The 24022-nt window shown below is 68.2% G+C and carries 18 protein-coding genes; 6 read left to right on the top strand and 12 right to left on the bottom strand.

Features of this window, described 5'->3' with window-relative positions; genetic code table 11:
- Positions 1-74 precede the first annotated feature (74 nt).
- The 3 genes from IEX43_RS14855 to IEX43_RS14845 all read left to right on the top strand — a co-directional run bounded on the left by IEX43_RS14855 (position 75) and on the right by IEX43_RS14845 (position 5355).
- Positions 75-3560 (top strand): DEAD/DEAH box helicase, encoded by a 3486-nt coding sequence (locus tag IEX43_RS14855; protein WP_188812155.1) that lies wholly within the window; start codon positions 75-77, stop codon positions 3558-3560.
- A 103-nt stretch (positions 3561-3663) separates the two neighbouring features.
- Complete coding sequence (locus IEX43_RS14850) at positions 3664-4338, top strand: hypothetical protein (protein ID WP_188812153.1); 675 nt, start codon at positions 3664-3666, stop codon at positions 4336-4338.
- 36 nt (positions 4339-4374) lie between these two features.
- A complete protein-coding gene (locus tag IEX43_RS14845; protein ID WP_188812151.1) occupies positions 4375-5355 on the top strand; it encodes a glycoside hydrolase family protein in 981 nt (326 codons plus the stop codon).
- A 142-nt stretch (positions 5356-5497) separates the two neighbouring features.
- Here IEX43_RS14845 and IEX43_RS14840 read toward each other — a convergent pair whose 3' ends face one another.
- The 8 genes from IEX43_RS14840 to glnT form a co-directional block, all read right to left on the bottom strand.
- Positions 5498-6787, bottom strand: coding sequence for an ammonium transporter (locus tag IEX43_RS14840; protein ID WP_188812149.1), 1290 nt, complete (start codon positions 6785-6787; stop codon positions 5498-5500).
- A gap of 259 nt (positions 6788-7046) precedes the next feature.
- Positions 7047-7670, bottom strand: coding sequence for a helix-turn-helix domain-containing protein (locus IEX43_RS14835; protein WP_188812148.1), 624 nt, complete (start codon positions 7668-7670; stop codon positions 7047-7049).
- A 49-nt stretch (positions 7671-7719) separates the two neighbouring features.
- Complete coding sequence (locus IEX43_RS14830) at positions 7720-8970, bottom strand: allantoate amidohydrolase (RefSeq protein ID WP_229666484.1); 1251 nt, start codon at positions 8968-8970, stop codon at positions 7720-7722.
- Between the two features lie 59 nt (positions 8971-9029).
- A complete protein-coding gene (locus IEX43_RS14825) occupies positions 9030-10247 on the bottom strand; it encodes an FAD-dependent oxidoreductase (protein ID WP_188812146.1) in 1218 nt (405 codons plus the stop codon).
- Positions 10247-11605, bottom strand: coding sequence for an FMN-binding glutamate synthase family protein (locus IEX43_RS14820; protein WP_188812145.1), 1359 nt, complete (start codon positions 11603-11605; stop codon positions 10247-10249). Before IEX43_RS14820 ends, IEX43_RS14825 begins: the two co-directional genes overlap by 1 nt.
- A 9-nt stretch (positions 11606-11614) precedes the next feature.
- Positions 11615-12352 carry a GltB/FmdC/FwdC-like GXGXG domain-containing protein gene (locus IEX43_RS14815; protein WP_188812144.1) on the bottom strand — a complete coding sequence of 246 codons (738 nt, stop codon included), beginning with the start codon at positions 12350-12352 and terminating at the stop codon, positions 11615-11617.
- Positions 12340-13260, bottom strand: a complete 921-nt coding sequence (locus IEX43_RS14810) for a class II glutamine amidotransferase domain-containing protein (RefSeq protein ID WP_188812143.1) — start codon at positions 13258-13260, stop codon at positions 12340-12342. The genes IEX43_RS14815 and IEX43_RS14810 overlap by 13 nt, the downstream gene beginning before the upstream one ends.
- A 52-nt stretch (positions 13261-13312) precedes the next feature.
- Positions 13313-14728, bottom strand: coding sequence for a type III glutamate--ammonia ligase (gene glnT, locus IEX43_RS14805; protein ID WP_229666477.1), 1416 nt, complete (start codon positions 14726-14728; stop codon positions 13313-13315).
- 332 nt (positions 14729-15060) lie between these two features.
- Here glnT and IEX43_RS14800 point away from each other — a divergent pair, with 332 nt between their 5' ends.
- The 3 genes from IEX43_RS14800 to IEX43_RS14790 all read left to right on the top strand — a co-directional run bounded on the left by IEX43_RS14800 (position 15061) and on the right by IEX43_RS14790 (position 18100).
- The gene (locus IEX43_RS14800; RefSeq protein WP_188812142.1) at positions 15061-16059 is read left to right on the top strand and encodes a LacI family DNA-binding transcriptional regulator; all 999 of its coding nucleotides are present in this window, start codon (positions 15061-15063) and stop codon (positions 16057-16059) included.
- Between the two features lie 140 nt (positions 16060-16199).
- Positions 16200-17351 carry a Gfo/Idh/MocA family protein gene (locus tag IEX43_RS14795; RefSeq protein ID WP_377102611.1) on the top strand — a complete coding sequence of 384 codons (1152 nt, stop codon included), beginning with the start codon at positions 16200-16202 and terminating at the stop codon, positions 17349-17351.
- Entirely contained in the window at positions 17351-18100 is a 750-nt protein-coding gene (locus IEX43_RS14790) for a ThuA domain-containing protein (protein WP_188812140.1), read from the top strand. Before IEX43_RS14795 ends, IEX43_RS14790 begins: the two co-directional genes overlap by 1 nt.
- Before the next feature lie 45 nt (positions 18101-18145).
- Here the strand turns inward: IEX43_RS14790 and IEX43_RS14785 are convergent, their stop codons facing one another.
- The 4 genes from IEX43_RS14785 to IEX43_RS14770 are packed head-to-tail and all read right to left on the bottom strand — an operon-like array spanning position 18146 to position 24003.
- Positions 18146-20062 (bottom strand): DUF2264 domain-containing protein, encoded by a 1917-nt coding sequence (locus IEX43_RS14785; protein WP_188812138.1) that lies wholly within the window; start codon positions 20060-20062, stop codon positions 18146-18148.
- Between the two features lie 49 nt (positions 20063-20111).
- A complete protein-coding gene (locus IEX43_RS14780) occupies positions 20112-20849 on the bottom strand; it encodes a ThuA domain-containing protein (RefSeq protein WP_188812136.1) in 738 nt (245 codons plus the stop codon).
- A complete protein-coding gene (locus tag IEX43_RS14775) occupies positions 20846-21997 on the bottom strand; it encodes a LacI family DNA-binding transcriptional regulator (protein WP_188812134.1) in 1152 nt (383 codons plus the stop codon). The genes IEX43_RS14780 and IEX43_RS14775 overlap by 4 nt, the downstream gene beginning before the upstream one ends.
- On the bottom strand, positions 21994-24003 hold the full coding sequence (locus tag IEX43_RS14770; RefSeq protein WP_188812132.1) for a heparinase II/III domain-containing protein: 2010 nt from the start codon (positions 24001-24003) through the stop codon (positions 21994-21996). Before IEX43_RS14770 ends, IEX43_RS14775 begins: the two co-directional genes overlap by 4 nt.
- Positions 24004-24022 lie beyond the last annotated feature (19 nt).

Raw genomic sequence — 24022 nt, 5'->3', positions numbered from 1 at the left:
CGGCGAACTAAGATGGATCAGATGACCAACCACCGGCCCGGCCCCGCCGTGGCCTGCTGAAAGTAGCGCGCACCATGCCATCCCAACCGGACGAGAGTGCGGCACTGGCAATACAGACTCCCGCCATCAACGACCGCTCCCTGGCGGCCGGGCTGGCGTATGCCATGGGAAGCCGCGTCTCAGGCATCTCGTTCGACGCCGCCACCGGGCTCATGCTGGGCAAGGTCCGCGGCGGCGCGGACCTGCCCTACTCCACCACCGCCAAGCTGGTCCGCAAGGGCGGCGGATGGAGCTGCACCGTGGGCGTGTGCAGCTGCCCGGTCCGCAAGGACTGCAAGCACGTGGCGGCGCTGCTCTTCGCCGCCGAGGACAACCCGGCCATCCGCGTCCAGCTGCTCACGCCGTCAACCTCCACCCAGATGTCCCGCACCCCGCCCGGCGCCGCACTGTCCGACTGGGAGCAGGCCCTCAGCCCGCTGATCTCCCAGCCGGGAGCCGCGCCCTCCAACGCCGGAGTGCCGCTGGCGCTCCAGTTCGAGGTGGAAGAACCCGCGCCGCACTTTTCCTACACCGGCCGGCGCGATCCGCAGCGCAGCGTCCGCCAGCTGAAGGCCCGGCCCGTCATCATGGGCGCCAAGGGCAAGTGGATCCGCGGCGACGTTTCCTGGACCACGCTGAACTACCTGAACTTCCGGCGCGAGTGCAACCCCGCGCACGTGGAATGGCTGCAGGAGTTCCTGGCTGCCCATTCCGCCTCGTCCAGCCGGACGTACAACTCCTCCGGCTTCTGGCTGGGCCTGAACTCCTTCGCAGGGAAGAACCTGTGGAGCCTGCTGGAGGACGCCGGCAAAATCGGCCTCGCGCTGGTGCACTCGCGCGGCACCGAGCCGGTCCGCCTCGCAGCGTCGCCCGCCGCCGTCGGCCTTAATCTGAGCCGTTACGGCTCGCCGCTGGCCGCCCCTTCCGCAGCGGAAGCGGCGGCACCCGCGGCGGCCGCCAAGGACCAGGCGTCCGACGGCGGGCTGGAACTTTCGCCCACCATCGCCGTTGAGGGCGTGGAGGTTGATCCGGCGTCAGTGGGAACCATCGGGCGCCCCGCCCACGGCATCTTCTTCACCACCGACCGCGGAACCAACGACGGCGGTGCGCTGCCGGGTGTTGGCGAGGCACCGGCGGGCGAAAACGTGATCACGCTGGCTGCGCTGGAAGGTGGCCTGAGCGAGGAACTTCTGACGTTCGTGACCGCGGGCAGCACGCTGCATATCCCGGCCAGGGACGAGTCGCGGTTCCTGACGGGCTTCTACCCGAAGCTGAAGCAGACGGCCCGGGTCACGGCCCGCGACGAGTCCGTGGAACTCCCCGCCCTGGCTGTCCCCACCCTGTCCCTGCTGGCCAACTACGGCGCGGACCACAGGGTGCGGCTGCACTGGGAATGGCACTACAAGAGCGGAAACCTGGTCACGGCGCAGCCCCTCTGGCGGCACCCCGGCGACCACGGCTACCGCGACGACACCGCGGAAGCCCGGATCCTGGAAGGCCTCGGCCAGCCGTGGGACGTGGTGCCCGCGCTGGGTGAGTCCGCCACCGGCGGCTGGGGCACTCCGCGGCTGGCGGCGTCAGCGGAACTGAAGGGCCTGGACACCCTGGCCTTCACCGAGGAGGTCCTCCCCCGGCTGCGCGAAGCCCCGGACGTCGAGGTGGACACCGTGGGCGAAATCGCCGAATACCGCGAGGCCGAGGAAGCGCCGGTGGTGTCCATTTCCACCAAGGCCACCGAGCAGCGCGACTGGTTCGACCTCGGGATCCAGATCACCCTGGAGGGGCAGCCGGTCTCCTTCGCGGCCGTTTTTTCTGCGCTGGCGTCCGGCCAGACCAAGATGCTGCTGCCCAGCGGCGCCTACTTTTCCCTGGACCTGCCCGAGCTGCACCAGCTGCGCGCACTGATCGAGGAGGCGCGCTCCCTGCAGGACAACAAGGACGCACCCCTGCAGATCAGCCGCTTCCAGGCCGGGCTGTGGGACGAGCTTGCCCAGCTGGGAATCGTGGACGAGCAGGCGGCCGCGTGGCGTTCAGCGGTGGGCGGCCTGCTTGAAGGCGGCGTGGACGGCCTCCCGCTCCCCGCCACCCTCAATGCGGAGCTCCGGCCCTACCAGCTGGAGGGCTTCAACTGGCTCACGTTCCTGTACCGGCACAGCCTGGGCGGGATCCTCGCGGACGACATGGGCCTGGGCAAGACCGTGCAGGCGCTGGCCCTGATGTGCGCGGCGAAGGAGCTCTCGCTGGCGGCAGCAGATGCTTCAGCAGGCGAGTCCGACGCCGGTGCTCCCTTTTTGGTGGTTGCCCCCACCAGCGTGGTGGGCAACTGGGCGGCGGAAGCAGCACGTTTCGCTCCCGGACTGAAGGTCCACGCCGTCAGCGAGACCTTCGCCAAGAGCAACCAGGCGCCGGCGGAGGCACTGGCCGGGGCCGATATTGTGATCACGTCCTACGCCCTGTTCAGGATCGACTACGAGGCCTACGCCTCCCGCACCTGGTCCGGGCTGGTGCTGGACGAGGCGCAGTTCGTGAAGAACCACCAGTCCAAGGCATACCAGTGCGCCCGGAAACTCCCGGCGGCCTTCAAGCTGGCCATCACTGGCACGCCGCTGGAGAACAACCTCATGGAGTTCTGGGCGCTTACCTCGATCGTTGCGCCGGGCCTGTTCTCCAGCCCCAAGCGCTTTGCCGAGTACTACCAGAAGCCCGTGGAGAAGAACGGTGACAAGGGGCAACTGGACAAGCTCCGCCGTCGGGTCCGTCCGCTGATGATGCGCCGCACCAAGGACCAGGTGATCAAGGACCTGCCGCCCAAGCAGGAGCAGATCCTGGAAGTGGTCCTGAACCCTCGCCACCAAAAGGTGTACCAGACGCACTTGCAGCGCGAACGCCAGAAGATCCTGGGGCTGATCGAGGACGTGAACAAGAACCGGTTCACCATCTTCCAGTCGCTGACCCTGCTGCGGCAGCTCAGCCTGGACGCCTCCCTGGTGGACCCGGCGCTTTCCGCAGTGCGGTCAAGCAAGCTGGATGTGCTGTTCGAGCAGCTGGAGGACCTGGTGGCTGAGGGCCACCGGGCCCTGATCTTCAGCCAGTTCACCGGGTTCCTGGGGAAGGTCCGGGAACGGCTGGACGAGGAGAAGATCGAGTACTGCTACCTCGACGGCGGCACCCGCAACCGCGCGGACGTGGTCAACGAGTTCAAGAACGGCAGCGCTCCGGTGTTCCTGATTTCGCTGAAGGCCGGCGGGTTTGGGCTGAACCTCACCGAGGCCGACTACGTGTTCCTGCTGGACCCGTGGTGGAACCCCGCCTCCGAAGCGCAGGCCGTGGACCGGACCCACCGCATCGGGCAGGCACGGAACGTGATGGTGTACCGGCTGGTTGCCAAGGACACCATCGAGGAAAAGGTCATGGCGCTCAAGGCCCGGAAGTCGCAGCTGTTTTCCGATGTCATGGAAGGCGATGCCCTGGCCGGCGGCGCCATCACGGCGGAGGACCTCGCGGGGCTGTTCAAGGAGTAGCGCTGAAGGCGGGGCTTTGGGCCCTACGCCTGCGCCAGGGCTGGACTTAATCTGGGATAGCAGAGCGACTGGCGGGCGCCTGCCGAATCCCGGGAGGCAAACCGTGAAATCGGCCAATGCGAGCATCATCGCCGGCATCGTCCTGATCTCGGCGGGCGTGCTGTTGCTGCTGGACCTGCTCAACGTCATCGAGAGCGCCGCCTACGTGCCGATGCTGATCTTCGCCGCCATAGGGGCCGTGTTCCTGTCCCTCTTCATCCGCAGCCCGGAGAACTGGTGGGCCGCCATTCCCGGCTCGGTATTCCTGGGCCTTGCAGCCGTGATTGTCGCCTCCCAATTTACGGACGGCGGCGCCGGCGCCAGTTTCCTGTTCCTGTTCATGGCCGCCGGATTCGCCGCGGTCTACCTGCGTCAACGGGGCAACTGGTGGGCGGTGATTCCCAGCGGCGTGATGCTGACGCTGGCCGTCATTGTTACCCTTCCGCAGGATCTGCAGGGCATGCCCGTTGCCGCCGTCCTGTTCCTGGGCATGGCGGCCACCTTCGGAGTCCTGTCCCAGGTTCCCGTGCCCGACGCCGGTCCCGCCGGGCGGATGAAGTGGCCCCTGATCCCGGCGGCCGTCCTGGGCGTGCTGGGCGTGATCTTCGCCCTGCAGTCGACGGCACTGCTCATCGCTGCGGACATCCTGGTCCTGACCTTCATGATCCTGGCGGGCGTAGGCCTGCTGGTCTACGCCTACCGCGCCCTACATGGCGGGCACGGCAAGGCGCACGGCTAAGCTGGTACTCCAAGAAACTACAACGTTGGAGAAACAGTGCAAGAGCCGCTCACTCCCCTGCGCGCCGACGCCTTCAGGACGCCGTACCGCGATCCAGTCTGGGACGGCCCGACGGATCCGATCCTGGTTCATGACCACCTCACCGGCGACTGGGTGCTTTTCTACACCCAGCGCCGGGCCACGGCGCCGGGGGTGTCAGGCGTGGAGTGGGTGCACGGCACGGCCATTGGCGCGGCCCGCTCCTCCGACGGCGGTGCAACCTGGCAGTACCAGGGCACGGTGGACGGACTGGTGCCGCCAGAAACTGAACTGCCGGCAACGCTTTGGGCGCCCGACGTCGTACGCATCGGCGACGAGTGGTTGATGTACCTGACCGTCCTGGGCGGGGTGCGGAAGGACTGGACCGGAAACGCAGAAATCGTGCAGTTCGCCAGCAGGGACCTGGTGGGCTGGGAGTACCTGGGCCCCATCAACCTCGATTCGCCACGAGTGATTGACGCCGCCGTCGCACGCTGCGGGGACGGCCGCTACCGGCTCTGGTACAAGGACGAGGCCCGTGGCTCCAACACGTACAGCGCGGTGAGCGATACCCCGCGTGACCCCTCGTCCTGGACGCTGGAAGGCCTCACCATTCCCGGCCGCCCGCACGAAGGGCCCAAGGTCTTCAGGCTTGAGGGAACGTATTGGATGATCGTTGACGAGTGGCGGGGCCAGGGCATTTACCGCTCGTCAGACGCCACCGGCATCTGGGTCCGGCAGGAGCACCTCGACGGCCTGATCCTCACCCAGCCGGAGCACGTGGAGGGGCGGCCCGTCGTCGGACGCCATGCGGACGTGGTGCCCCTCGAACCGGGTGATGACGGTAAAGAGCGGGCCCTGCTGGTCTACTTCACCCACCCGCACTGGGGCGGCGAGGACATCGACACCATGGCCCCGGACCCCAAGACCCGCCTGAGCCACGTCCGCGGCGCGGTGCTGGAAGTCCGGGACGGGAACCTTGTCTGTACTGAACACTGATTTCCGGGCGACCAGGCGCTTCACAACATGACAGAGGACCAACCCCTGGAACTATAAGCCGGCTAATACCGGCACCGGTCCACAGGTTGGCCCTCTGCCTGACTCGTCCTCCGGGTGGCACCCACCCGGAATCTTCCAAAACCTACGCGCGCTGCGGGGAGCCCAGCTCCACCGGATCCTCATCCGTAAGGTAAGCGAGCTCGGAGTGGGCCGCGAGGTCGATGCCACGCATCTCGTCCTCCGGGTTGATCCGCAGGCCGATCGTCTTGTCCAGGATCTTGGCGAGGACCCAGGTGATGCCGAACGAGTAGGCCAGCACCGTGACGGTTGCGAGCGACTGGACGCCGAGCAGCTCCACGCCGCCGCCGTAGAAGAGTCCGCTGACTCCGTTCGGGGCAGCATCGGTGGCGAAGAGGCCGATCAGCAGGGTGCCCAGGATGCCGCCCACCAGGTGGACGCCCACGACGTCGAGCGAGTCGTCGTAGCCCAGGCGGTACTTCAGTTCGATGGCCAGCGAGCAGACGGCCCCGGCAATCGCGCCGATGGCCACTGCGCCCAGCGGGCTGACCGCGCCGCAGGCGGGGGTAATGGCCACGAGTGCGGAGATCAGGCCGGAGGCTGCGCCCATGCTGGTGGCTGCGCCGCGGCGGAGCCGTTCCACCAGGGCCCAGGCCAGGAGGCCAGCTGAGGCGGCCACAGCGGTGTTGAGGAAGACCACCGATGCCGAGTGGCCGGCGGACAGGGCCGAGCCGGCGTTGAAGCCGAACCAGCCAACCCACAGGAGGCCTGCACCCACCAGCACCAGCGGCCGGCTGTGCGGCTTCGCGTGCTCCACCTTGGGCCAGCCCGAGCTCTTGCCCAGGACCAGGGCCAGTGCCAGGGCGGCTGCGCCGGCGTTCATGTGCACGGCGGTGCCACCAGCAAAGTCAATGGCCTCGATGCCGCTGGCGATCCAGCCGCCGGTCACGCTGCCGTCCTCAGAGGAGAAAGCGAACACCCAGTGGGCAACCGGGAAGTAGACGATGGTGGCCCAGATGCCGGCAAAGAGCATCCAGGCGCCGAACTTCATGCGCCCGGCAGCCGCGCCCGCCACCAGCGCGGTGGTGACACAGGCGAAGAACAGCTGGAAGGCCGCGAACAGGGCCACCGGAATGGACGCCTCTGCGTCCTCGGCCATCAGCTGCCCCAGGCCGGGGAACTCTGTGACGTCACCGATCAGGCCCAGCCCGCCCACTGAATTGCCGAAGGCCAGCGAGTATCCGAACAGTGCCCAGAGGACGGCCACCAGGCTGGCGCCGCCGAAGCACATCATCATCATGTTGAGAATGCGGCGCGAGCCCACCATGCCCCCGTAGAACAGGGCAAGGGCGGGGATCATCATGCAGACCAGCGCTGCGCTGGCCAAAATCCAAGCGACATTTCCCGAATCCATGGGAAACCCCTTTCGTGATGCGAGGAGAGAACGCCAAATCGCCCGTTGGAGCCACTCCGGAGGAGGGACGCGGAGTCAGTACCACGTTCATCGGAGGGCAGCTATTGCCGTCTGGTTCCAACTGTATGGCGGCAGTAATGGGCTGGGTTTCCGGGGTGTTAAATGATCGTTTCAGTCATCCACACGGAAGTTTCAGCCGTCCCGCAGAGCGCAGGAGTGCTGGGACAGAAGTTGGAGGGCAGGGCCTGCGGGCAGGACCCTACTTGGCGGAAATGGCCAGGAACGTGATGGGAAGGTCCAGCAGCTCCAACGGCCCGTGCGGCCCTTCGCCGTCCAGCAGCAGGGAATCGCCGGGTTCCATGGCGTACTCGTAGGAGCCGTGGCCGTACACCATCCTGCCGGCGAGCAGGTAGATGAACTCCGTGCCGGGGTGCTGGAACAGCGGGAACACGTCGGAGGCGTCCGTGAGCGTCACCAGCGTTGGCTCCAGGGCATCGGTCCGGCCCTTCAGAGTGCCCAGGACGCGGTATTCGTGGCCGTGCTGGGTGCCGCTGCGGACGGTGAGGCTTCCCTGGCCGCTCTTGGTGAAGGTGGCGTCGCGGTCCGTGTCCGCGCCACGGAACAATGCCGTGACCGGCACTTTCAGTCCATCAGCAAGCCGCTGCAGCGTGGTCAGGGAACATGAGGTGGTGGCAGTCTCCACCCGCGAAATCATCGCCTTGGAGAGGCCTGTCCGGGCGGCCAGTTCCGCCGAGGACAGCCCGGCAGCCGTACGGTAGTGCCGCACCTGGCGTGCGATGACCTGCTCCAGCCGGCCTGCGGCCTGCCCGTCAGCCTGCGCCCCGTCGTCGTCACCGGCGTGATCGGCTGCGTGTTCGGTCATAGCAGCCATCTTAGGCACGGAAGGGCGCGGTAGGACGACGACGGCGGCGCTACCTGGGTGCGCGGGTGTCGCCTGCCAGCCCCGCGAGGGAGTCCGCCAGCGCAAGTGCGCCGGCCTCGGCATCCCGGTCTTCCACCAGCTCTTCGGGGGAATGCGAGATGCCGGTGGGATTGCGGACGAAGATCATGGCCGTCGGCAGGTGGGAATTGAGGACGCCGGCGTCGTGCCCGGCGCCGGTGTCCAGGACCGGCGCTTCGGGGAGCAGTTCCTGCAGCCGGTCGCGCAGCCCGCCGTCGAAATGCACGGTGGGGCTGAGCGATTCCATGGTCAGGTCCGCGGTGCAGCCCTCCTCCGCGGCGAACACCTGCGCAGTCAGACCGATGGCTTCCACCAGTGCCGCGGTGACGGAGTCGTCAGGGTGCCGGGCATCGATCCACAGGTCCACGCGGGAGGCGATCACATTGGTGCCGCCGGGCACCGGCTGGACCCTGCCCACGGTGGCCCTGGCGTCGCGGTACTTCCGGGCGGTATCCCGGATGCCGACCACCACCTTGGCTGCCGCAATCATCGGGTCCCTGCGGTCCTTCATCAGGGTGGTGCCGGCGTGGTTGCCCTGGCCGCTGATGCTCAACTTCCAGCGGCCATGGCCCAGGATGGAGGAGCCGATTGCCACGGGCTGGTCCAGGTCAATCAGTCCCCTCCCCTGTTCCACGTGCAGCTCCACAAAGACCCCCAGCTGCTGGAGCGTCCCGTAGTCCGCTCCAATCAGGCGCGGGTCCTGGCCGTTCGCAGCGGCGACGTCGGCGTAGGTGTTGCCGTCGGGGTCCTTGAGCCGGCGCGCCTTGTCCGGGTCCAGGGCTCCGGTGAGGAGGCGGGAACCCAGGCAGGCAACGCCGAACCGGGAGCCTTCCTCTTCCGGGAAGACCGCGATGGCCAGCGGACGCCGGGGCCGCAGGCCGCGGGTTTTGAGGATGTCGACGGCGACCAGCGCCGATGCAACGCCGAGCGGGCCGTCGTACTCGCCGCCGCCGGGAACGGAATCCAGGTGGCTTCCGGTGACGACGGCGTCCTTCCGGGTGCGTGCTGCGGTATCCCACCAGGCCCAGATGATGCCGTTGTGGTCCGGGTGGACATCCAGGCCGCGCCGTTCTGCCTGCTCAATGAACCAGCCGCGGAGGTCCGTCTCGGCGGTGGAGAACACCGGACGCGAGTACCCGCCCCGTGAGGCGTCCCTGCCGATGGTGGAGATGTCACGCAGGAGGCCGGCAACAGTGGGGGTGCTTGTCCGGCCGGAAGGCAGGGCATCCGCCGTGGGGTCCGCCGTGGGTATTGTCTGTGGAAGGCTCACTGGTATCCGTCCTAGGTGGTCACAGCTGCTGGGGACGCAGTCCGGAACCGGTCCGGAACACCGCCGGAGCCGTCGGCCAGGTCCGCGGCCCACTGCCCGATCAGCGGCGCGAATTTGGCGCCGTGGCCGGAACAGGGGGAGACGATTGTCAGGTTGTCCACGCGGTCGATGAGGAAGTCCTCGTTGGGTGTGTTGGTGAACAGGCAGGTTGTTTCGGCGTAAGGCTTCGGGTCCAGGCCGGGCAGGTAGCGCTGCACGTACTCCACCACCCGGCGGCGGTTGGCGGGGTCCACTTTCCCGGTCTGCCGTGCCGCGGAAGGAATCAGCTTGCCGCCGTTGTACTCCGCCACTTTCTGCCCGGCGAAGCCGGCATCCCGCCCGCCGGGAAGGCCGTAGGCCTGGATGTCCGCAGCCTTGTGGATGAAGGTAGGCCAGCCGCCGGCACCCGGCGCAGCGCCACCGTCGTCATCGTTGGAGGCGTCATCCTTGGAGGCGTGGTCCGCGGGGGCGTGGTCGCGGTACTTGAAGTGGAAGGCCTGTTCCTGCCGGACGGTGACCTCCGGCAGCCCGGCCACGAAACCTGCCGGAAGGGACAGCCGCCCCAGCAGTGCCGGCAGCCACCCGCCGGCGCTGATCACCACGTTGCCGGCGCCCACCGTCTCCCCTGCAGAAGAACGCAGCCGGTAACCGGTGCCCGTCCGCTCCACACTTTGCAGCTCCCAGTCGGCCAGCAGCCGGACGCCGTGCTCGACGGCGAGGCTTATCATCGCATTGACGGCGCCTTCCGCGTCGATCACCCCCGCGCCGGGGTGCCAGAGGACTTCGGTATCGAAGGCGATCTGCGGCCAGCGTGCGCGGGCGTCGGCCGCGGACAGGAGTTCGTGCTCGATCCCTTCCTCAGCCAGCACCGAGGCCAGCAGCCGGGGATTGCGTTCCGGCCCGTAGTCCACGGCGCCGAAAGGGGTGATCAGGGGCGTGCCGCATGCGGCAGAGAGTCCGTCCCACAGGCCCTTCGATTCCACCACCGCCCGGGTATAGAAGGGGTCGGGGTAGGCGTAGCGGAAGATCCGGGCGGACCCGTGGGAACTGCCGTCGTGGCTGGCCGGGACGTTGCGTTCCAGGATGGTCACCTGGTGCCCCCGGACGGCCAGCTGCCAGGCGGTGGCGGCACCGGCCAGCCCGGCGCCCACCACCACAAAATCTGACGCGCCGGAAAAAGCCTCAGGCATCAGAAGCTTCCCTGCACTCCGGGGATCCACGAGGTGCCGGCCAGCGGCACGCGGGCCATGGCGGATGCCTCGATGGTGAGCGCCACCAAATCCTCGGGCTCCAGGTTGTGCAGGTGCGACTTCCCGCAGGCCCGGGCAATGGTCTGGGCCTCCATGGTGAGGACGCGCAGGTAGTTGGCCAACCGCTTGCCGGCGGCCACCGGGTCCAGCCGGGAGGACAGTTCCGGATCCTGAGTGGTGATGCCGGCGGGGTCGCGGCCATCCTGGAAGTCATCGTAGAAACCGGCTGCGGAACCGAGGGCGGAGTACTCGGCGGCAAATCGTGGATCGTTGTCGCCCAGGGCTATCAGCGCCGCCGTTCCGATCGCCACGGCGTCTGCGCCGAGGGCCATGGCCTTGGCGACGTCGGCCCCGGTGCGGATGCCACCGGAGACGATGAGCTGGACCTTCCGGTGCACCCCGAGTTCCTGCAGGGCCTGCACTGCCTGCGGGATGGCAGCGAGGGTGGGGATCCCGACGTTTTCGATGAACACCTGCTGCGTGGCAGCGGTGCCGCCCTGCATGCCGTCCACCACCACCACGTCGGCCCCGGACTTCACGGCCAGGGCGGTGTCGTAGTACGGCCGGGAGGCGCCGATCTTGACGTAGATGGGGGTCTTACAGTCGGTGATTTCGCGCAGCTCGCCGATCTTGATCTCGAGGTCATCCGGGCCGGTCCAGTCCGGGTGGCGGCTCGCCGAACGCTGGTCGATGCCCACCGGGAGGGTGCGCATGCCGGCGACGCGTTCAGTGATTTTCTGTCCGAGCAGCATGCCGCCGCCGCCGGGCTTGGCGCCCTGGCCCAGCACGATTTCGATGGCGTCGGCCTTGCGCAGGTCGTCCGGGTTCATGCCGTAGCGGGAGGGCAGGTACTGGTACACCAGGTGCTTGGACTGGCCGCGCTCCTCAGGCGTCATGCCGCCGTCGCCCGTGGTTGTGGAGGTTCCCACCTCCGAAGCTCCGCGGCCCAGCGCCTCCTTGGCGTTGGCGGAGAGGGCGCCAAAGCTCATGCCGGCGATGGTCACCGGGGTCTGCAGGTGCAGGGGCCGGGTGGCGTGCCGGTCGCCGAGGACGACGTCGGTATCGCACTTTTCGCGGTAGCCCTCCAGCGGGTAGCGGGACATGGAGGCGCCCAGGAAGAGCAGGTCGTCGAAGTGCGGGACCTTGCGTTTGGCGCCCCAGCCGCGGATGTCGTACACGCCGGTGGAGGCGGCGCGCTGGATGTCGGCGATGGTGGCGCGGTCAAAGGTGGCGGACTCGCGGAGGCCCAGGGCGGCGATGTCTGTGGGCGCCGGGGCGGGGATGGAGGTGATGGTCATGGGGGCCTCCTAGTAGGCAGTCGAGTTGTCGACGTGGAAGTGGTAGAGGTTCCGGGCTGAGCCGTAGCGCTTGAAATCGGCAGGGTTGTCGGTGCGGCCGCCGGCAGCCAGCAGTTCTGCCAGTTCGGCAAGGTGCTCTTCGCGCAGCGGCTTTTCGACGCAGTCCGCACCGAGGGAGGCCACCGTCCCTTTGACGTAGATCCGCGCCTCGTAGATCGAGTCGCCCAGGGCGTCGCCGGCGTCGCCGCAGACCACCAGGCGTCCGGCCTGCGCCATGAACGCGGACATGTGGCCGATGTTGCCGCCCACCACGATGTCCACGCCCTTCATGGAGATCCCGCACCGGGCACCGGCGTTGCCGTCGATGACCACCAGGCCGCCGTGGCCGGTGGCGGCTGCGGACTGGGAAGCATCGCCCGTCACGTGGACGCGGCCGGACATGATGTTCTCGGCAAGGCCGACGCCGGCGTTGCCGGTGATGGTGACGCCGCCTTTTTGGTGCATCCCGGCGGCATAGTAGCCGGCGTGGCCTTCGATGGTCACCGCGATGTCCGCGTCGATGCCGACGGCGAGGCTGTGCTTGCCGCCCGGGTTGGTGACGGTCCACGCTTGTCCGTCCGCGGCGTTGTGGATGGCCTGGTTGAGTTCCCGGACGCTGGTGACGGCCAGGTCCACGGTGCTGGACTCCGGCACCCGGGCATCCGGGGCGGTGCTTGCCGTGCTTTCGGGGGCTGTCAGAGTGACCATGTGTAGACCTTTCCGGGTTCCGGTTCAAAGATGCGGGCGTTGTCGATGCCGGGCAGGCCGGCCAGGGCGCGGTACTCGGAGGCCATGGCCACGTAGTCGTCCGTTTCGGCGATGATGGCCGGTTTGCAGGCGATGGGGTCGCGGACCACGGCCATGCTGTCCGCGGTGGTGACCACCAGGGTGTAGAAACCGTCCAGGGCCTTGCCCAGGTTCACCAGGGCTTCCTCGAGGGTGTCGCCCTGCTTCAGCCGGGAGGCGACGTAGCGGGCGCCCACTTCGGTGTCGTTTTCGGAGTCGAACACCACGCCTTCGCGCCTGAGCTCCCGGCGGACAGTGGCGTGGTTGGAGAAGGAGCCGTTGTGGACCAGGCAGAGGTCGTCGGCCACGGAGAACGGGTGGGAGCCGCCGGCGGTAACGGCGGACTCGGTGGCCATCCGGGTGTGGGACAGTCCCTGGCTTCCCGCCATCGCCTCCAGTCCGTGCTCGGCGGCGATTTCCATGGGGTGGCCCACGCTTTTCATGACCGCCACATGCTCGCCGCGGCCAATGATGGTGGCGCCGGGCAGGGTTTCGCTGACCGCTTTCACCAGCAGATCAGTCCCGACGGCGGCGCTCACCAGGGTGGTGTCGCCGACCACTTTGACGGCTGCTGCCGCACCCGCCGGAAGCGCACCGGCAAGGAGAGCCGCGACGCCGGCGGTGATGTCCGCCGTCGTCATTCCCTGGTCCTTGCCCAGCAGGCTGAGGGTGGACATCCCCCGCGAAACCAGGCCGGGGGTGTTGTAGACGGCCAGGCCGGCGGAGTCCGGTCCGCGGTCCACGATCTGGCACAGCATGGAGGACAGCAGGCTGCCCATTTGGGGGTGCAGCGAGGGGTTGCGCAGCTGCAGCGCGGCGATTCCGCACATGGTGGGGGTCCTTACTCAATAGCGTCTGGTGGTGTGACTGGATGGAGGACGGTCAGATCGACGTCAAGTACGTGCGGATTTCCCAGTCGCTGACCTGGTTGTGCCAGCTCAGGAATTCCTCTTCCTTGGCGTCCGCGTAGTACCTGCCGATCTCCGGGTTGCCGCTGAGGCTGGCCAGCATGACCGGGTCCTGCCGCAGGGCTTCGACGGCATGGAGCAGGGTGGCCGGCAGCCGGTGCGCGTCCGGCCTGGACTCGCCGGGACCGGACGGTGCACCCGGGTCGGCGGCTTTCTCCACTCCGTCCAGCCCTGCAGAAATCGCGGTGGCGATGGCCAGGTACGGGTTGGCGGAGCCGTCGCCGGAACGCAGTTCAATCCGTTTGTTGTCCGGGACGCGGATCATGTGGGTCCGGTCGTTGCCGCCATAGGACGCCTTCCGAGGTGACCACGTGGCACCGGATGAGCTGGTGGTGGCGCCTGTCCGTTTGTAGGAATTCACTGTCGGGGCGAGGAACGCCTGGAGTGCCGGAGCATGGTCCAGGATGCCGGCGATAAAGGAGCAGGCGAGGCCGGAAATCCCAAGGCCCCTGCCGTCGTCGTTGTTTCCCTTGCCTTCCGCCCCGCTGCCCGCTGCCGGGAACAGCGCCTCGGCGCCGGACCACAGGGACAGGTGGAAGTGCAGTCCAGTGCCGGTGCGGTCGGTAAAAGGCTTGGGCATAAAGGTGGCCGTCATGCCGCGCTGTTCGGCCAGGATGTTCAGGATGTAGCGGAGGGTGACCACCCGGTCCGCGGTGGTGAGGGCATCGGCGTAGTTGAAGTTCTGCTCGAACTGGCCGGCGGCGTCCTCGTGGTCATTGGCATAGTTGCCCCAGCCCAGGCCGTTCATCGCCTCGGAGATGGAGGTGAGGTGGTCGTACATCCGGGTGACCCCGCGGGCGTCGTAGCAGGGGCGGGGTGAATCGTCCCTGGCGTCGGCGGTACTCAGCGTCCCGTCGTCGTTCTTCTTCACCAGGAAGTACTCCACCTCGGCGCCCACCTTGGCCTGCATGCCCTTCTCCGCAAGGCGGGCCAGGGTGTTTTTCAGGATCACGCGCGGCGCGTAGGGCCAGGGCGTGCCGTTGACGTGGGGGTCGCAGTGGATGATGGCCAGGCCCTCCTTAATGAAGGGCACCGGGGTGAAGGAGTCCAGGTCCGGCACGGCGATCAGGTCCGGGTCCTGCGGCTTCTGCCCCATCAGGCCCGCAGCGAAGCCGGCGAAACCCATGGCACCGCTTTCGAGTTCCCCGGCGGCTTCCACCGGGACCAGCTTGGCGCAGGGCTTGCCGGTCATGTCCACGAAGGTGGCCAGCAGGAAGCGGACGCCGTGGGCCTTGGCGATGTCTGCCAGGGAAATGGCGGGAGCCCCGGAAACTTCCCGTTCCTCGGCGAACGGCAGGGCGGTTACAGCAGGGGTTGCGACACTGGTCATCGAAACGTTCCTGTTCGGTTGGCGTTAGCTATTAGTAAACCTTGTTGCATCAGAGTATCCAAGCAGTGTTTCGCGGGACCGGCGGCAAGGTTAATTTGGTGTTTCGCGGTGGGCGCTCCCGGAATCGCGTCACGCCAGGCGCCCTTTAGGACGGTCCTGGCTGACAGCCTCCCGGAATCACGGGGGATGCAGCGGCGCGGGAGGCCAGAAGCGTGCCGTGCGTGACGCCGGCCGCGGCTAAGCTGAAGAACAGCAGCCACGGCAGCACGGGCAGGCCGAGCAGGGTGGAGGGCCACAGCCCTCCCTTGAAGCCGCGGAAGGGATAAACGGACATGGCACGAGCGACAGTCCAGGACGTCGCGAAAACGGCGGGAGTGTCCGTGGGGACGGTGTCGCGTGTGCTGAACGGAAGCCCGGCCGTCAGTGCAGCGAGCAAAGAAAAGGTGGCTGGAGCAATCCGCCAGCTCAACTACCGGCCCCTCGCTTCCGCCCGCGACCTGCGCCGTGACCGCACCATGCGCATCCTGGCCCTCGCGAAAAATCTGGACTCACCCATCGTCAGTGAAGCCTTCCGGGGTGTCGGCGATGCTGCCGCCTTGTCCGGATACGTCAGCCTCATCGCACCGACAGCCGGCGAACCCGAGCGGGAACAGCAGCTGGTGGACATGCTGCGCAACGGCTCCGTGGACGGCTTGATCATGTTTTCCCCAACCATGGCTGACGACGAGATCGAAGCAGTGGCCACCCAAATGAGCGTGGTGCAGCTCTGCGAAGTGGCGGACTCGGAGGCGGCGTTCGGCGTATCCATCGATGACCGGCAAGCGTCGTACGACATCACGCAGCACCTCATCAAAACCGGAAGCCGGAAGTTGGCGATGATCGGCAACCGGGCGGCGCGCTCCGGCCGGCTCCGGGAGGACGGCTTCCGCTGGGCCCTTGCCGAAGCGGGCCTCTCGCCGGAACACCTGCTGTTCGCAGACGGGGACTTCAACTTCCATTCCGGCCGGAGCCTCACCCGGGAACTGCTAGGCAGCGACCGGCTGCCCGACGCGGTCTTCTGCGGCAGCGACACGGTGGCCGCCGGATGCGTCCGCGAAATTACCGATGCCGGCCTGCGGGTGCCCGGCGACATCGCCGTTGCAGGCTTTGACGACTCCATCCAGGCGGAGATGTGCGTGCCCGGGTTAACCACCATCAGGCAGCCCGCCTACGACATGGGCCGCGTGGCCTTCGACGCGCTCTTCGAGCGCATGACGGAACCCGGGGCGCACCGCCGCGGCCGGACCTACCTCCCGCACGAACTCGTGGTTCGGGACTCAACAAAGGGCTGAAGGGGGTTGACAGCCCAGAACTTCCACTGACAGACTTTTGGAATCGATTCCAGCACTTTCGGGCAGTTCGTATCTGTACGTTGGAATCGATTCCACGCCAAGCAGAACCCACCCAGAATCAAACCAAAGGAAGCAACCCCTTGAACATCGAGCAGTCCCCGGCGCAAGGGGCAGCAGGACAGCAGTCAGCTACACCAGGCGAAGGACCAGCCTCCAAGGAACTGAGGGTAGGCGTTGTCGGCATCGGCTGGGCCGGACAGCAGCACCTCATGGCCTACAACGGCCTGGACGGCGTGCGCATTGTGGCGCTGGCGGGCATGGAGGAGGAACTCCGCAACTCGCTGCAGGCCGAGTACTCCATTCCGAACGCCTTTGCCGACTGGAAGGACATGCTGGAGCACGGCGGGCTGGACGCGATCAGCGTGGCAGTTCCCACCTTCCTGCACGCACCCATCGCCATCGCCGCCCTGGAACGGGGAATCCACGTGCTGAGCGAGAAGCCCATCGCCCGCAACGCCGTCGAAGGCCAGGCCATGGTGGATGCCGCCCGCAAGGCGGGGCGCGTCCTGGACGTGGCCTTCAACCACCGCCGCCGCGGCGACATCAAGGCGCTCAAGGGTGTCATTGACGACGGCGGGCTGGGCCGGCCGTACTACGCCAAGGCCTCCTGGCTCCGCCGCTCCGGCATCCCCACCCTGGGCAGCTGGTTCACCAACCCGGAGCTCGCCGGCGGCGGACCGCTGGCGGACATCGGCGTCCACGCGCTGGACTACGCCCTGCACCTTCTCGGTGAACCCAAGGTGGTGGCCGTCTCCGCCGCCACACATTCGGAGCTTGGCCCCCAGGGGCGGGGCGGTGGAAGCGCCTACTCGGCACTGGCCTCCAGCCACGCATTCGAGGTGGAGGACTTCGCGTCAGCGTTCCTCCGGCTGGAGGGCGGCGGAACTCTCGTGATCGAAGCCAGCTGGGCCACCTACCGGGAAACGGACGACCTTCTGGACTTCACCGTCTACGGCACCGATGGCGGCGCCGAGCTCAAGGTGCAGGGGGCGCCGTTCCCGGCCGTAGGCCAGCTCCGGGTTTTCACCGACAGGGAGGGCGAATCCGCCGACTACGTCCCGCCGGTGCTTCCGGGCCGCGCCCATGACGCAGTGGTGGAAGACTTCGTCACGGCAGTGCGCGGCGGCGAGCAGGCCTGGGGCGAACACGATGGCTCCCTGGCGCTCTACCGGGCGCAGATCATCGACGCGTGCTACCTGTCCGCACGCGAACAAAGGGAGGTTCGTCTCTAATGAACGACAAGCTGAGAATCCGCGTCTGGAACGAGGGCGTCCACGAGGCCAACAACGAGCCGTCACACATCGGGGAGATCTACCCTGACGGCATCCACGGCGCCATCGCCGCGGGGCTCCGTTCCTTTTACCCCGAGGCGGAAATCACGACGGCGGTGCTGGCCACCGACGACGAGCACGGCCTTGACGAGGACGTGCTCGCCGGGACGGACGTCCTGCTCTGGTGGGGCCACGTGGCCCACCACGAGGTGAGTGACGCCGTCGTCGAACGCGTCCACCGGCACGTGCTCGGTGGCATGGGGCTCATCGTGCTCCACTCGGGGCACTTCGCCAAGGTCTTCACCAAGCTGCTGGGCACCACCTGCTCGCTGGCCTGGCGGAACGACGGCGAGCGCGAGCTCGTGTGGACCGTGAAGCCGTCACACCCCATTGCCGAAGGCGTGGACAGCCCCATCGTCATCCCCGAGCAGGAGATGTACGGGGAACTGTTTGACATCCCGGACCCGGACGACCTGATCTTCATCAGCTCGTTCGCCGGCGGCGAGGTGTTCCGTTCCGGCGTCACCTTCACCCGCGGCAAGGGACGCATCTTCTACTTCAGCCCCGGCGACCAGGAGTACCCGGTGTACCACCACCCGCAGATCCAGCGGGTCCTGGCCAACGGCGTGAAGTGGGCGGCCCAGCCGGAGCTGCACCGTTCCGTCCCGGAGGTCACCAACCCTTCGCGGGACTGGTTCAACGAGGCGTAGGAGTTTTTGTCCAGATACGCAGGGTTGCGGGGCCTTTAAGTCGGCTTATCTGGACAAAAACTCCAATGCGGCGGCGAAGGTGAGGACGGTGCCGTCAGGGAAGCCGAATCCTTCCCCCGGAACAAGGCGGACGGCGTATGCTTCCGCAGCTTCCTCCCCGGCGAGGACGACGACGGCGGCATAGTCGCCGTCGCCAGCCACGCCTGAGGTGCCGATCCAGGGGATAGCAAGGCTCTCCCCCATCGGGTGCGGCGCGTCCCGGCGCCAGGTCCCGGCGTCGTCAAGGCGCAGGCCAAAGCCGGGTACGGGCCGCACCGTACTGGCTATGCCGGATGCCGCATCCACCGGCCAGCCGCCGATCCGGAGCTTCGCTTCCTGTGCCGGGTCCACGCCCCGCACCCGGACCAGCCGCAGCTCCACCGCCCCGCGGGTCAGCGACACCACCGTCACCTCCGGGCCCGGCGTCGCTGTACCCCGGGCGCCGCTGCCGTGGTCCGGCCCGGCGTCCGGATCCACGGAAATCCAGTTGACGGTGCTCCGCGAGGCACCCGCCAGCACCCCGCCCAGGTCCTGCTGCCCGAGGTATTCAAAGCCTGTCCTGTGGGTGGTCTGCCCTGCACTGTCCATCAGGACCACGGCGTTGTCCAGGGACTGCGGTTCCAGGTCCGGGAAGGTGGCGGTGGAGTAGCCCAACCGGGCATAGAGCGGCGAATCCGCCACCTTTACGCCGGCGTTGGCGTGGTCCGTGCCGTGGTTCCGGATCCTCACCACGCCGTCCGCCACCGTCCCGTCCACCTGCCAGCCCGGGGCATGGATAAGCCGCCGGGTGTCGCCGGCTTCCACGGGCAGCGGTTCCTCGACGGCTGTCCAGACGCGGTGGTCCGCCGGCAACGCAAGGCCCAGCATGCCCTTGGCCGCCCAGTACGGTGACCCGGCGCCGGAGTAGGACTGCTTCATCCCCGGGAACTCGCCGTGCCAGCCGATGGAGAGCAGCCCGTCCTCGGTGATGGCGCCCCGGCGGGCAAAGTAGTCCAGGATTCCCGACGCCGCCCGCCGCGTGACACCCGGGCTGAGCCGCGTGTGCCCGGACAGTTCACCGGTCCAGAACGGCGCGGCCGCGGCGAAGCGGTAGATCAGGCTGCGGCCCTGGATGAGCGGGGCGCCGTTGGCCCCCACCAAGTGGACGGCGTCGTCCAGGAAGTCGGCCAGCCTGTCACCGTCAAGCTGTGCCCGGGCCCTGACCCGCGGATCCCCGGGCGCCATCAGCTCCCACAGCTGCGGGTAAACCTGGAAGGCCCAGCCAACGTAGTGGTCAAAGGCACGCTCGGGCCCGTCGGCGAACCAGCCCTGGCTCCGGTACAGGGAGTCGTGGATGGCCAGGCCGGCGTCGATGTCCTGGTCCGAGTACCGGCCGCCCACCGAGGCCAGGAAACTTTCGACGACGATCTGGAACCACACCCAGTTGATGGGCGGGTAGTCCTCCCCGATCACGGTCTCGAACCACGCGATGAGCTGTTCCTGGACGCGCTGCGGCAGCTTGTCCCACAGCATGTCCCGCGTGAGGGCCAGGCCGACGGCCAGCGAGGCCGCCTCCACTTTCGCCTGGCCGAGCTCCCCCGGGGTTGGCCAGCGGTCCGGGTTGGCGGGATTGGTGCCGGCATCCAGCCCCCGGGCATACCAGTCGGCGATCCAGCCAGTGCCGCCCGGGTCCCCCGCCATCCGGAAGGAGGCCAGCAGGAATGTCCGTGCGAACGCTTCGAGAGAATCGCTGCGCGGGCCATAGGCGCTGTTGGCGCCGGGGAGGTGGATGTTCGCGTGGTCCTCAGTGGCATGCCGGTGTGCCGAGCGCAGCAGATAGTCCGCGTAGGCGCACCAGTGCTCGCGGGTCAGGCCGGTGAACGGCGAGAGCTGCCGGTCCAGCGGGGGCAGGGTCAAGGAAACGGGAGGAGCTGTGGCGGGCATGGATTCCCCAGGGGTCAGGTGGTGTTGGACGGTCAGGCAAACAAGCGGGTCAGCGGGTCAGCCAGGAAATGGCCCGCCCCAGCAGTTCCCGGTGTTCGGGCGATTCGTAGGAGGCGGCGTCGTGGCCCAGGGCGTCATAAAACGTGCGGCCGGCCGGGCTGTCTTCGGGTGGCTGGCGGAGCAGAGACCACATCAGCGGGTGCTCTGCGCCTTCGTGGGTATGGGTGGCGTGGACGGTGATGCCGGGGGCGGTGCGCAGCCAGCTGTAGCGCTCGTCGAGCAGCGTAAAGTCCTGCATTCCCTCAACCACGGGGCCGGACGCGGGCCGGATCCGGACGGTGGCCGGTCCGTAGTCGGGGTGCATGGACGTTCCGCGGACCCAGCGTCCCCCAAGCCCGCTTTCCCATTCCGGGGAGTCCACGAAGCTGGTGGAGCTGGAGTGGCTCACCAGCAGGGGCCGCCCCGAGCCAAGCCACCGCACCAGTCCCGCGGCGGCCACAGGAGTTCCGGGGGATGGCTGCCCGTCGCGGGGCAGCCCCACATTGACCACCAGGAGTTCCGGCAGGTCAGTGTCCGCGGTCCCGGCCAGTTCCTCCAGCGCGGTGTCCACGTCGCCGGGAATCGCGACGCCGAACCCCGCCTCCCGCAGCAGGCCGGCCAGGGCGGCGGACGTCTCGGCGAAAGGATGCCACGGGTCCGAGTAGCGTCCCTCACCGCTGAGCAGCAGGGCTTTCGGCGCGGCGGCAGGGTCCCGGCCAGCATCCCGGCCAGTGGGAGGGGCGGTCACTGCGGGACCTGCAGCATGCCGGCTGCCGGGGCCTGCGGGGCGCCCGCCGAGGATTCGCGCAGGATCAGTTCCGGGTTCAGCTCGATCCGGTGCACGGGCCGCATCCGGCCTTCCGCCAGCCGTGCCGCCATCAGCTGCACGGCCACCTTGCCCACGTACTGCTTGGGCGGCCGCACCGCGGAGATGGCCGGCTCCGCAAGGTAGGCCACTTCGTCGTCATACCCCACAATGGCGATGTCCCCGGGCACCCGCAACCCCTTGTCCACGCAGTGCTGCACAAACGCCACCGCCTGCGTGTCGGAGTGGACCAGCATGGCGGTGGTCCCGGTTTTCCGGCACAGCGCCAGGACGTGGTCGAAATGCGTGGCACGCCCTCCGTTCTCCGGCTTCGCCGAATCCTCGTGCACAGAGCCTTCCAGGGGAATCTTCAGCGCGGCAAGCGCCTGGTGCCAGCCGCGCACCACGTGCGGGCTGGTGGGGCTGGAGGAATCTGTGAGGCAGCCGATCCTTCGATGCCCCTCCTGCCACAAGTGCCTGACGGCCATCCCCGCGCCGAAGGCATGGTCCGTGGCCACCCACTCCAGCCGGTGGGCCGGGATCTCAATCGGCGAGCGCCGCTCGGCGAGCACCACGGGGATGGGCAGGGCGTTGAGCCAGCGCAGCAGTTCCTGGCCCTGGTCCCCGGTCATGTCCGGCGCCACGATCAGCCCGTCGATGTTCTGCGTGTCCAGCAGGGCCTGCACCTGGCGGCGGTTATCCGCGGCGTCATAGGCGGACCCCCGGACCAGGATCCGGAGGTTCTGGTCCTCGGCTTCCGCCCGCGCTCCACTGATGACCTGCGGCCAGTAGTAGTCCAGCGACGGCACCACCATCCCGATGGAGTAGCTGTGGTGCGGAGGGCGGCCCGCCGCCGTCGACCGGTCCAACTTGCTGGGCAGGGTGGCGCCGCCGTGCACCCGCGACACCAGCCCCTCGTCCGCCAGGATGTTGACGTCCCGGCGAATAGTCAACTCGCTGACACCCAGCTTCGCCGCAATGCCGCGGACAGTGATGGCTCCGTGGGCGCGGAGTTCCTCCATCAGCCGTTCCCGGCGCTGCAGGGAGAACAGGGACTTCCCTGCCGGTTCGGCGGGTTGTTCCGGGCTCATGGGGTTACCTCCGCGGTGAGGGTGAATGCGCCGGCGGCGCGGGGTCTTGTTTCTGTCAGTTCTTCAGTCATCGGCAGGCGGAACCGCAGCCGGGTCAGCTTTTCGCCCCAGACGCCGGCAAGGAGGGGATCGTCCAGCGGCCATTCGTCCACCAGCACGACGGCGGAGGCGGGCTCCCAGCGCAAGGCTAGGCCCCGGGTTCCGCCAGCGCCGGGGATCCCCACGGGCAGGACCGTGGCTGCTCCCTGTCCCAGCCTGACGGTGCCGGCCGCCAGGTAGGCGATGTCGACGTCGGACGTTCCGTCGTCCCGCGCCCCGTCAAGGTCCCAGCGGTCGGCCACAACGACCTTCCCGGCATTGCGGTCCAGGGATGAGGTGCGGGTCCACGCGTCCGGGCGCATCCCGTACGCCGCGCCGAGGGCCACCTCCAGGGTGGGCCCATCGGGCGCCGGTTCTGCCAGCACCACGGCCGCGTACTCCCCGCCGGCGCCTTGCTCCAGTCCGAAGGGCGCCGGGACGCTGTGCCAGGCGCTCTGCATGGCGCGGATTTCATAACGGTCCGGTCCGAACGTCTTGGCGGTGTAGGTGGGCTGGCCGGCATCAACCAGCAGGGGAACCCCGTCAGCTGCGACCACCACGGAGCCCACATCCTTGTGGTTGTGGTGCTCGCCGTTGTGCCCGCCCTTGGCTGCCAGGAACAGGCCCCGGGACGTTCCGGCCGTCTCCCGCGCCACCATGATCTGGACGGACGGAAACCAGGCGAACGGAACCAGCGGCGGAGTTTCCGCCTTTTCCACACCGGCCTCCCCGCCCACCTCCTCCACCGTGGCCACGAGCGAGTGCAGCACTCGTCCGAGCCCTGCGGCCGCCTCAATCCGGAGGGCAGCCATGGCTGCTGCGTGACGGGCGGCGTCCTGGTCCCCAAGGCGCACCGCCCAGCCGTGGAGCATGTCCCAGGGCAAGGCCGCTGCTGCCTGCGCGGGGCCGTCGGCCACGTTCAGGAACCAGTTGGCGCCGATGTGCATCCGGTGCGGAAAAGCCACCAGTTCGCGGACCACCGGCAGGCCGGCGTCGAGCCCTCCCCCGGTGGCCTGCTCCAGCAGGGCCAGGCCCTCGAGTGCCCGTCCGGCGCCGTTCCACCAGTAGGCGAAGCCCTCGTCGATGGCACCGTCGGCGGGAAGGGAGGCGAGGAAACGGCCCAGGCCCTCGATGCACCGGGCAACTGTTCGCGCCTGGGTTTCGGGGTCATCCACCAGGAAGAGCGCCGCGGCGATCAGGTTGGAGTGGATCCAGGGGTTCCAGTTATGGACGTCCCCGTCCAGTCCCAGCCAGTGCCAGTCCATCCGGTCCAGGAAGGGCCGGATAACCCTCCGGGCAGCCTCCCCGCGGATCCGCGCGCGCAGGCCCGGCGCCCGTTCGTCCAGCTGTCCGCCCAGGACGTAGTCGATCCACGCCAGCTGCGCGGCCACTTCGCCGGCACCCAGGTCCAGGAAGGGGCGGCCCGCGTCCGGCACCACTTCCCTGCTGCGGGCAAACACGTCATCGTGGGCAGCCCAGCTCCAGGAGCTTTGCTCACAGAGGAGGTAGGCGCCGTCGATCACCTCGTCCAGCCAGGCAGCCGGCCCTGCTCCTGTGCCGGAAGCTGGCCCACCGTCGTCGGACACCAGGGCCATCACCACGGCGCGGGTCAGCCGTTGCTGGCGGGCGGCCACCAGCCCCTCGTAGGCGGTCCGGTTTCCGTCGCGGAAATACCGCGCATAGTGGGAAACCAGCGGCTGCGGCCACGGCTTTCCCCGCTCGTCGCAGGCCTGCTCGCGCAGCGGACCGAGGACCGCAGCATCTGCCGGGCGCCACCGGAGGTCACCTGCGCCGGGCAGCTGAAGCCGGGCCCGCGCGCCGCTCAGCAGGGACACGAGCCCGGACGCTGAAGCGGCGGCGCCCCAGGAAGATGCCAGGGGATGGACGCATGTGGCGGCGGGAGGGGCAGCGCCGGTGCGTGGCGTCATCTGGGTTCCTCAAATGTTC

It is taken from the genome of Pseudarthrobacter polychromogenes, from assembly GCF_014644495.1.
GTDB classification, from domain to species: domain Bacteria; phylum Actinomycetota; class Actinomycetes; order Actinomycetales; family Micrococcaceae; genus Arthrobacter; species Arthrobacter polychromogenes.
The sequence above is the reverse complement of the archived record's forward strand: the minus strand, read 5'-3'. Positions and strand labels throughout refer to the sequence as shown.

What these genes read in the sequence shown, in the direction of transcription:
- IEX43_RS14855 (WP_188812155.1), top strand. Translation starts at nt 75, where the DNA reads ATGCCATCCCAACCGGACGAGAGTGCGGCACTGGCAATACAGACTCCC.
- IEX43_RS14840 (WP_188812149.1), bottom strand. Translation starts at nt 6,787, where the DNA reads ATGGATTCGGGAAATGTCGCTTGGATTTTGGCCAGCGCAGCGCTGGTC.
- IEX43_RS14835 (WP_188812148.1), bottom strand. Translation starts at nt 7,670, where the DNA reads ATGACCGAACACGCAGCCGATCACGCCGGTGACGACGACGGGGCGCAG.
- IEX43_RS14825 (WP_188812146.1), bottom strand. Translation starts at nt 10,247, where the DNA reads ATGCCTGAGGCTTTTTCCGGCGCGTCAGATTTTGTGGTGGTGGGCGCC.
- IEX43_RS14820 (WP_188812145.1), bottom strand. Translation starts at nt 11,605, where the DNA reads ATGACCATCACCTCCATCCCCGCCCCGGCGCCCACAGACATCGCCGCC.
- IEX43_RS14815 (WP_188812144.1), bottom strand. Translation starts at nt 12,352, where the DNA reads ATGGTCACTCTGACAGCCCCCGAAAGCACGGCAAGCACCGCCCCGGAT.
- IEX43_RS14810 (WP_188812143.1), bottom strand. Translation starts at nt 13,260, where the DNA reads ATGTGCGGAATCGCCGCGCTGCAGCTGCGCAACCCCTCGCTGCACCCC.
- glnT (WP_229666477.1), bottom strand. Translation starts at nt 14,728, where the DNA reads ATGACCAGTGTCGCAACCCCTGCTGTAACCGCCCTGCCGTTCGCCGAG.
- IEX43_RS14800 (WP_188812142.1), top strand. Translation starts at nt 15,061, where the DNA reads ATGGCACGAGCGACAGTCCAGGACGTCGCGAAAACGGCGGGAGTGTCC.
- IEX43_RS14790 (WP_188812140.1), top strand. Translation starts at nt 17,351, where the DNA reads ATGAACGACAAGCTGAGAATCCGCGTCTGGAACGAGGGCGTCCACGAG.
- IEX43_RS14785 (WP_188812138.1), bottom strand. Translation starts at nt 20,062, where the DNA reads ATGCCCGCCACAGCTCCTCCCGTTTCCTTGACCCTGCCCCCGCTGGAC.
- IEX43_RS14775 (WP_188812134.1), bottom strand. Translation starts at nt 21,997, where the DNA reads ATGAGCCCGGAACAACCCGCCGAACCGGCAGGGAAGTCCCTGTTCTCC.
- IEX43_RS14770 (WP_188812132.1), bottom strand. Translation starts at nt 24,003, where the DNA reads ATGACGCCACGCACCGGCGCTGCCCCTCCCGCCGCCACATGCGTCCAT.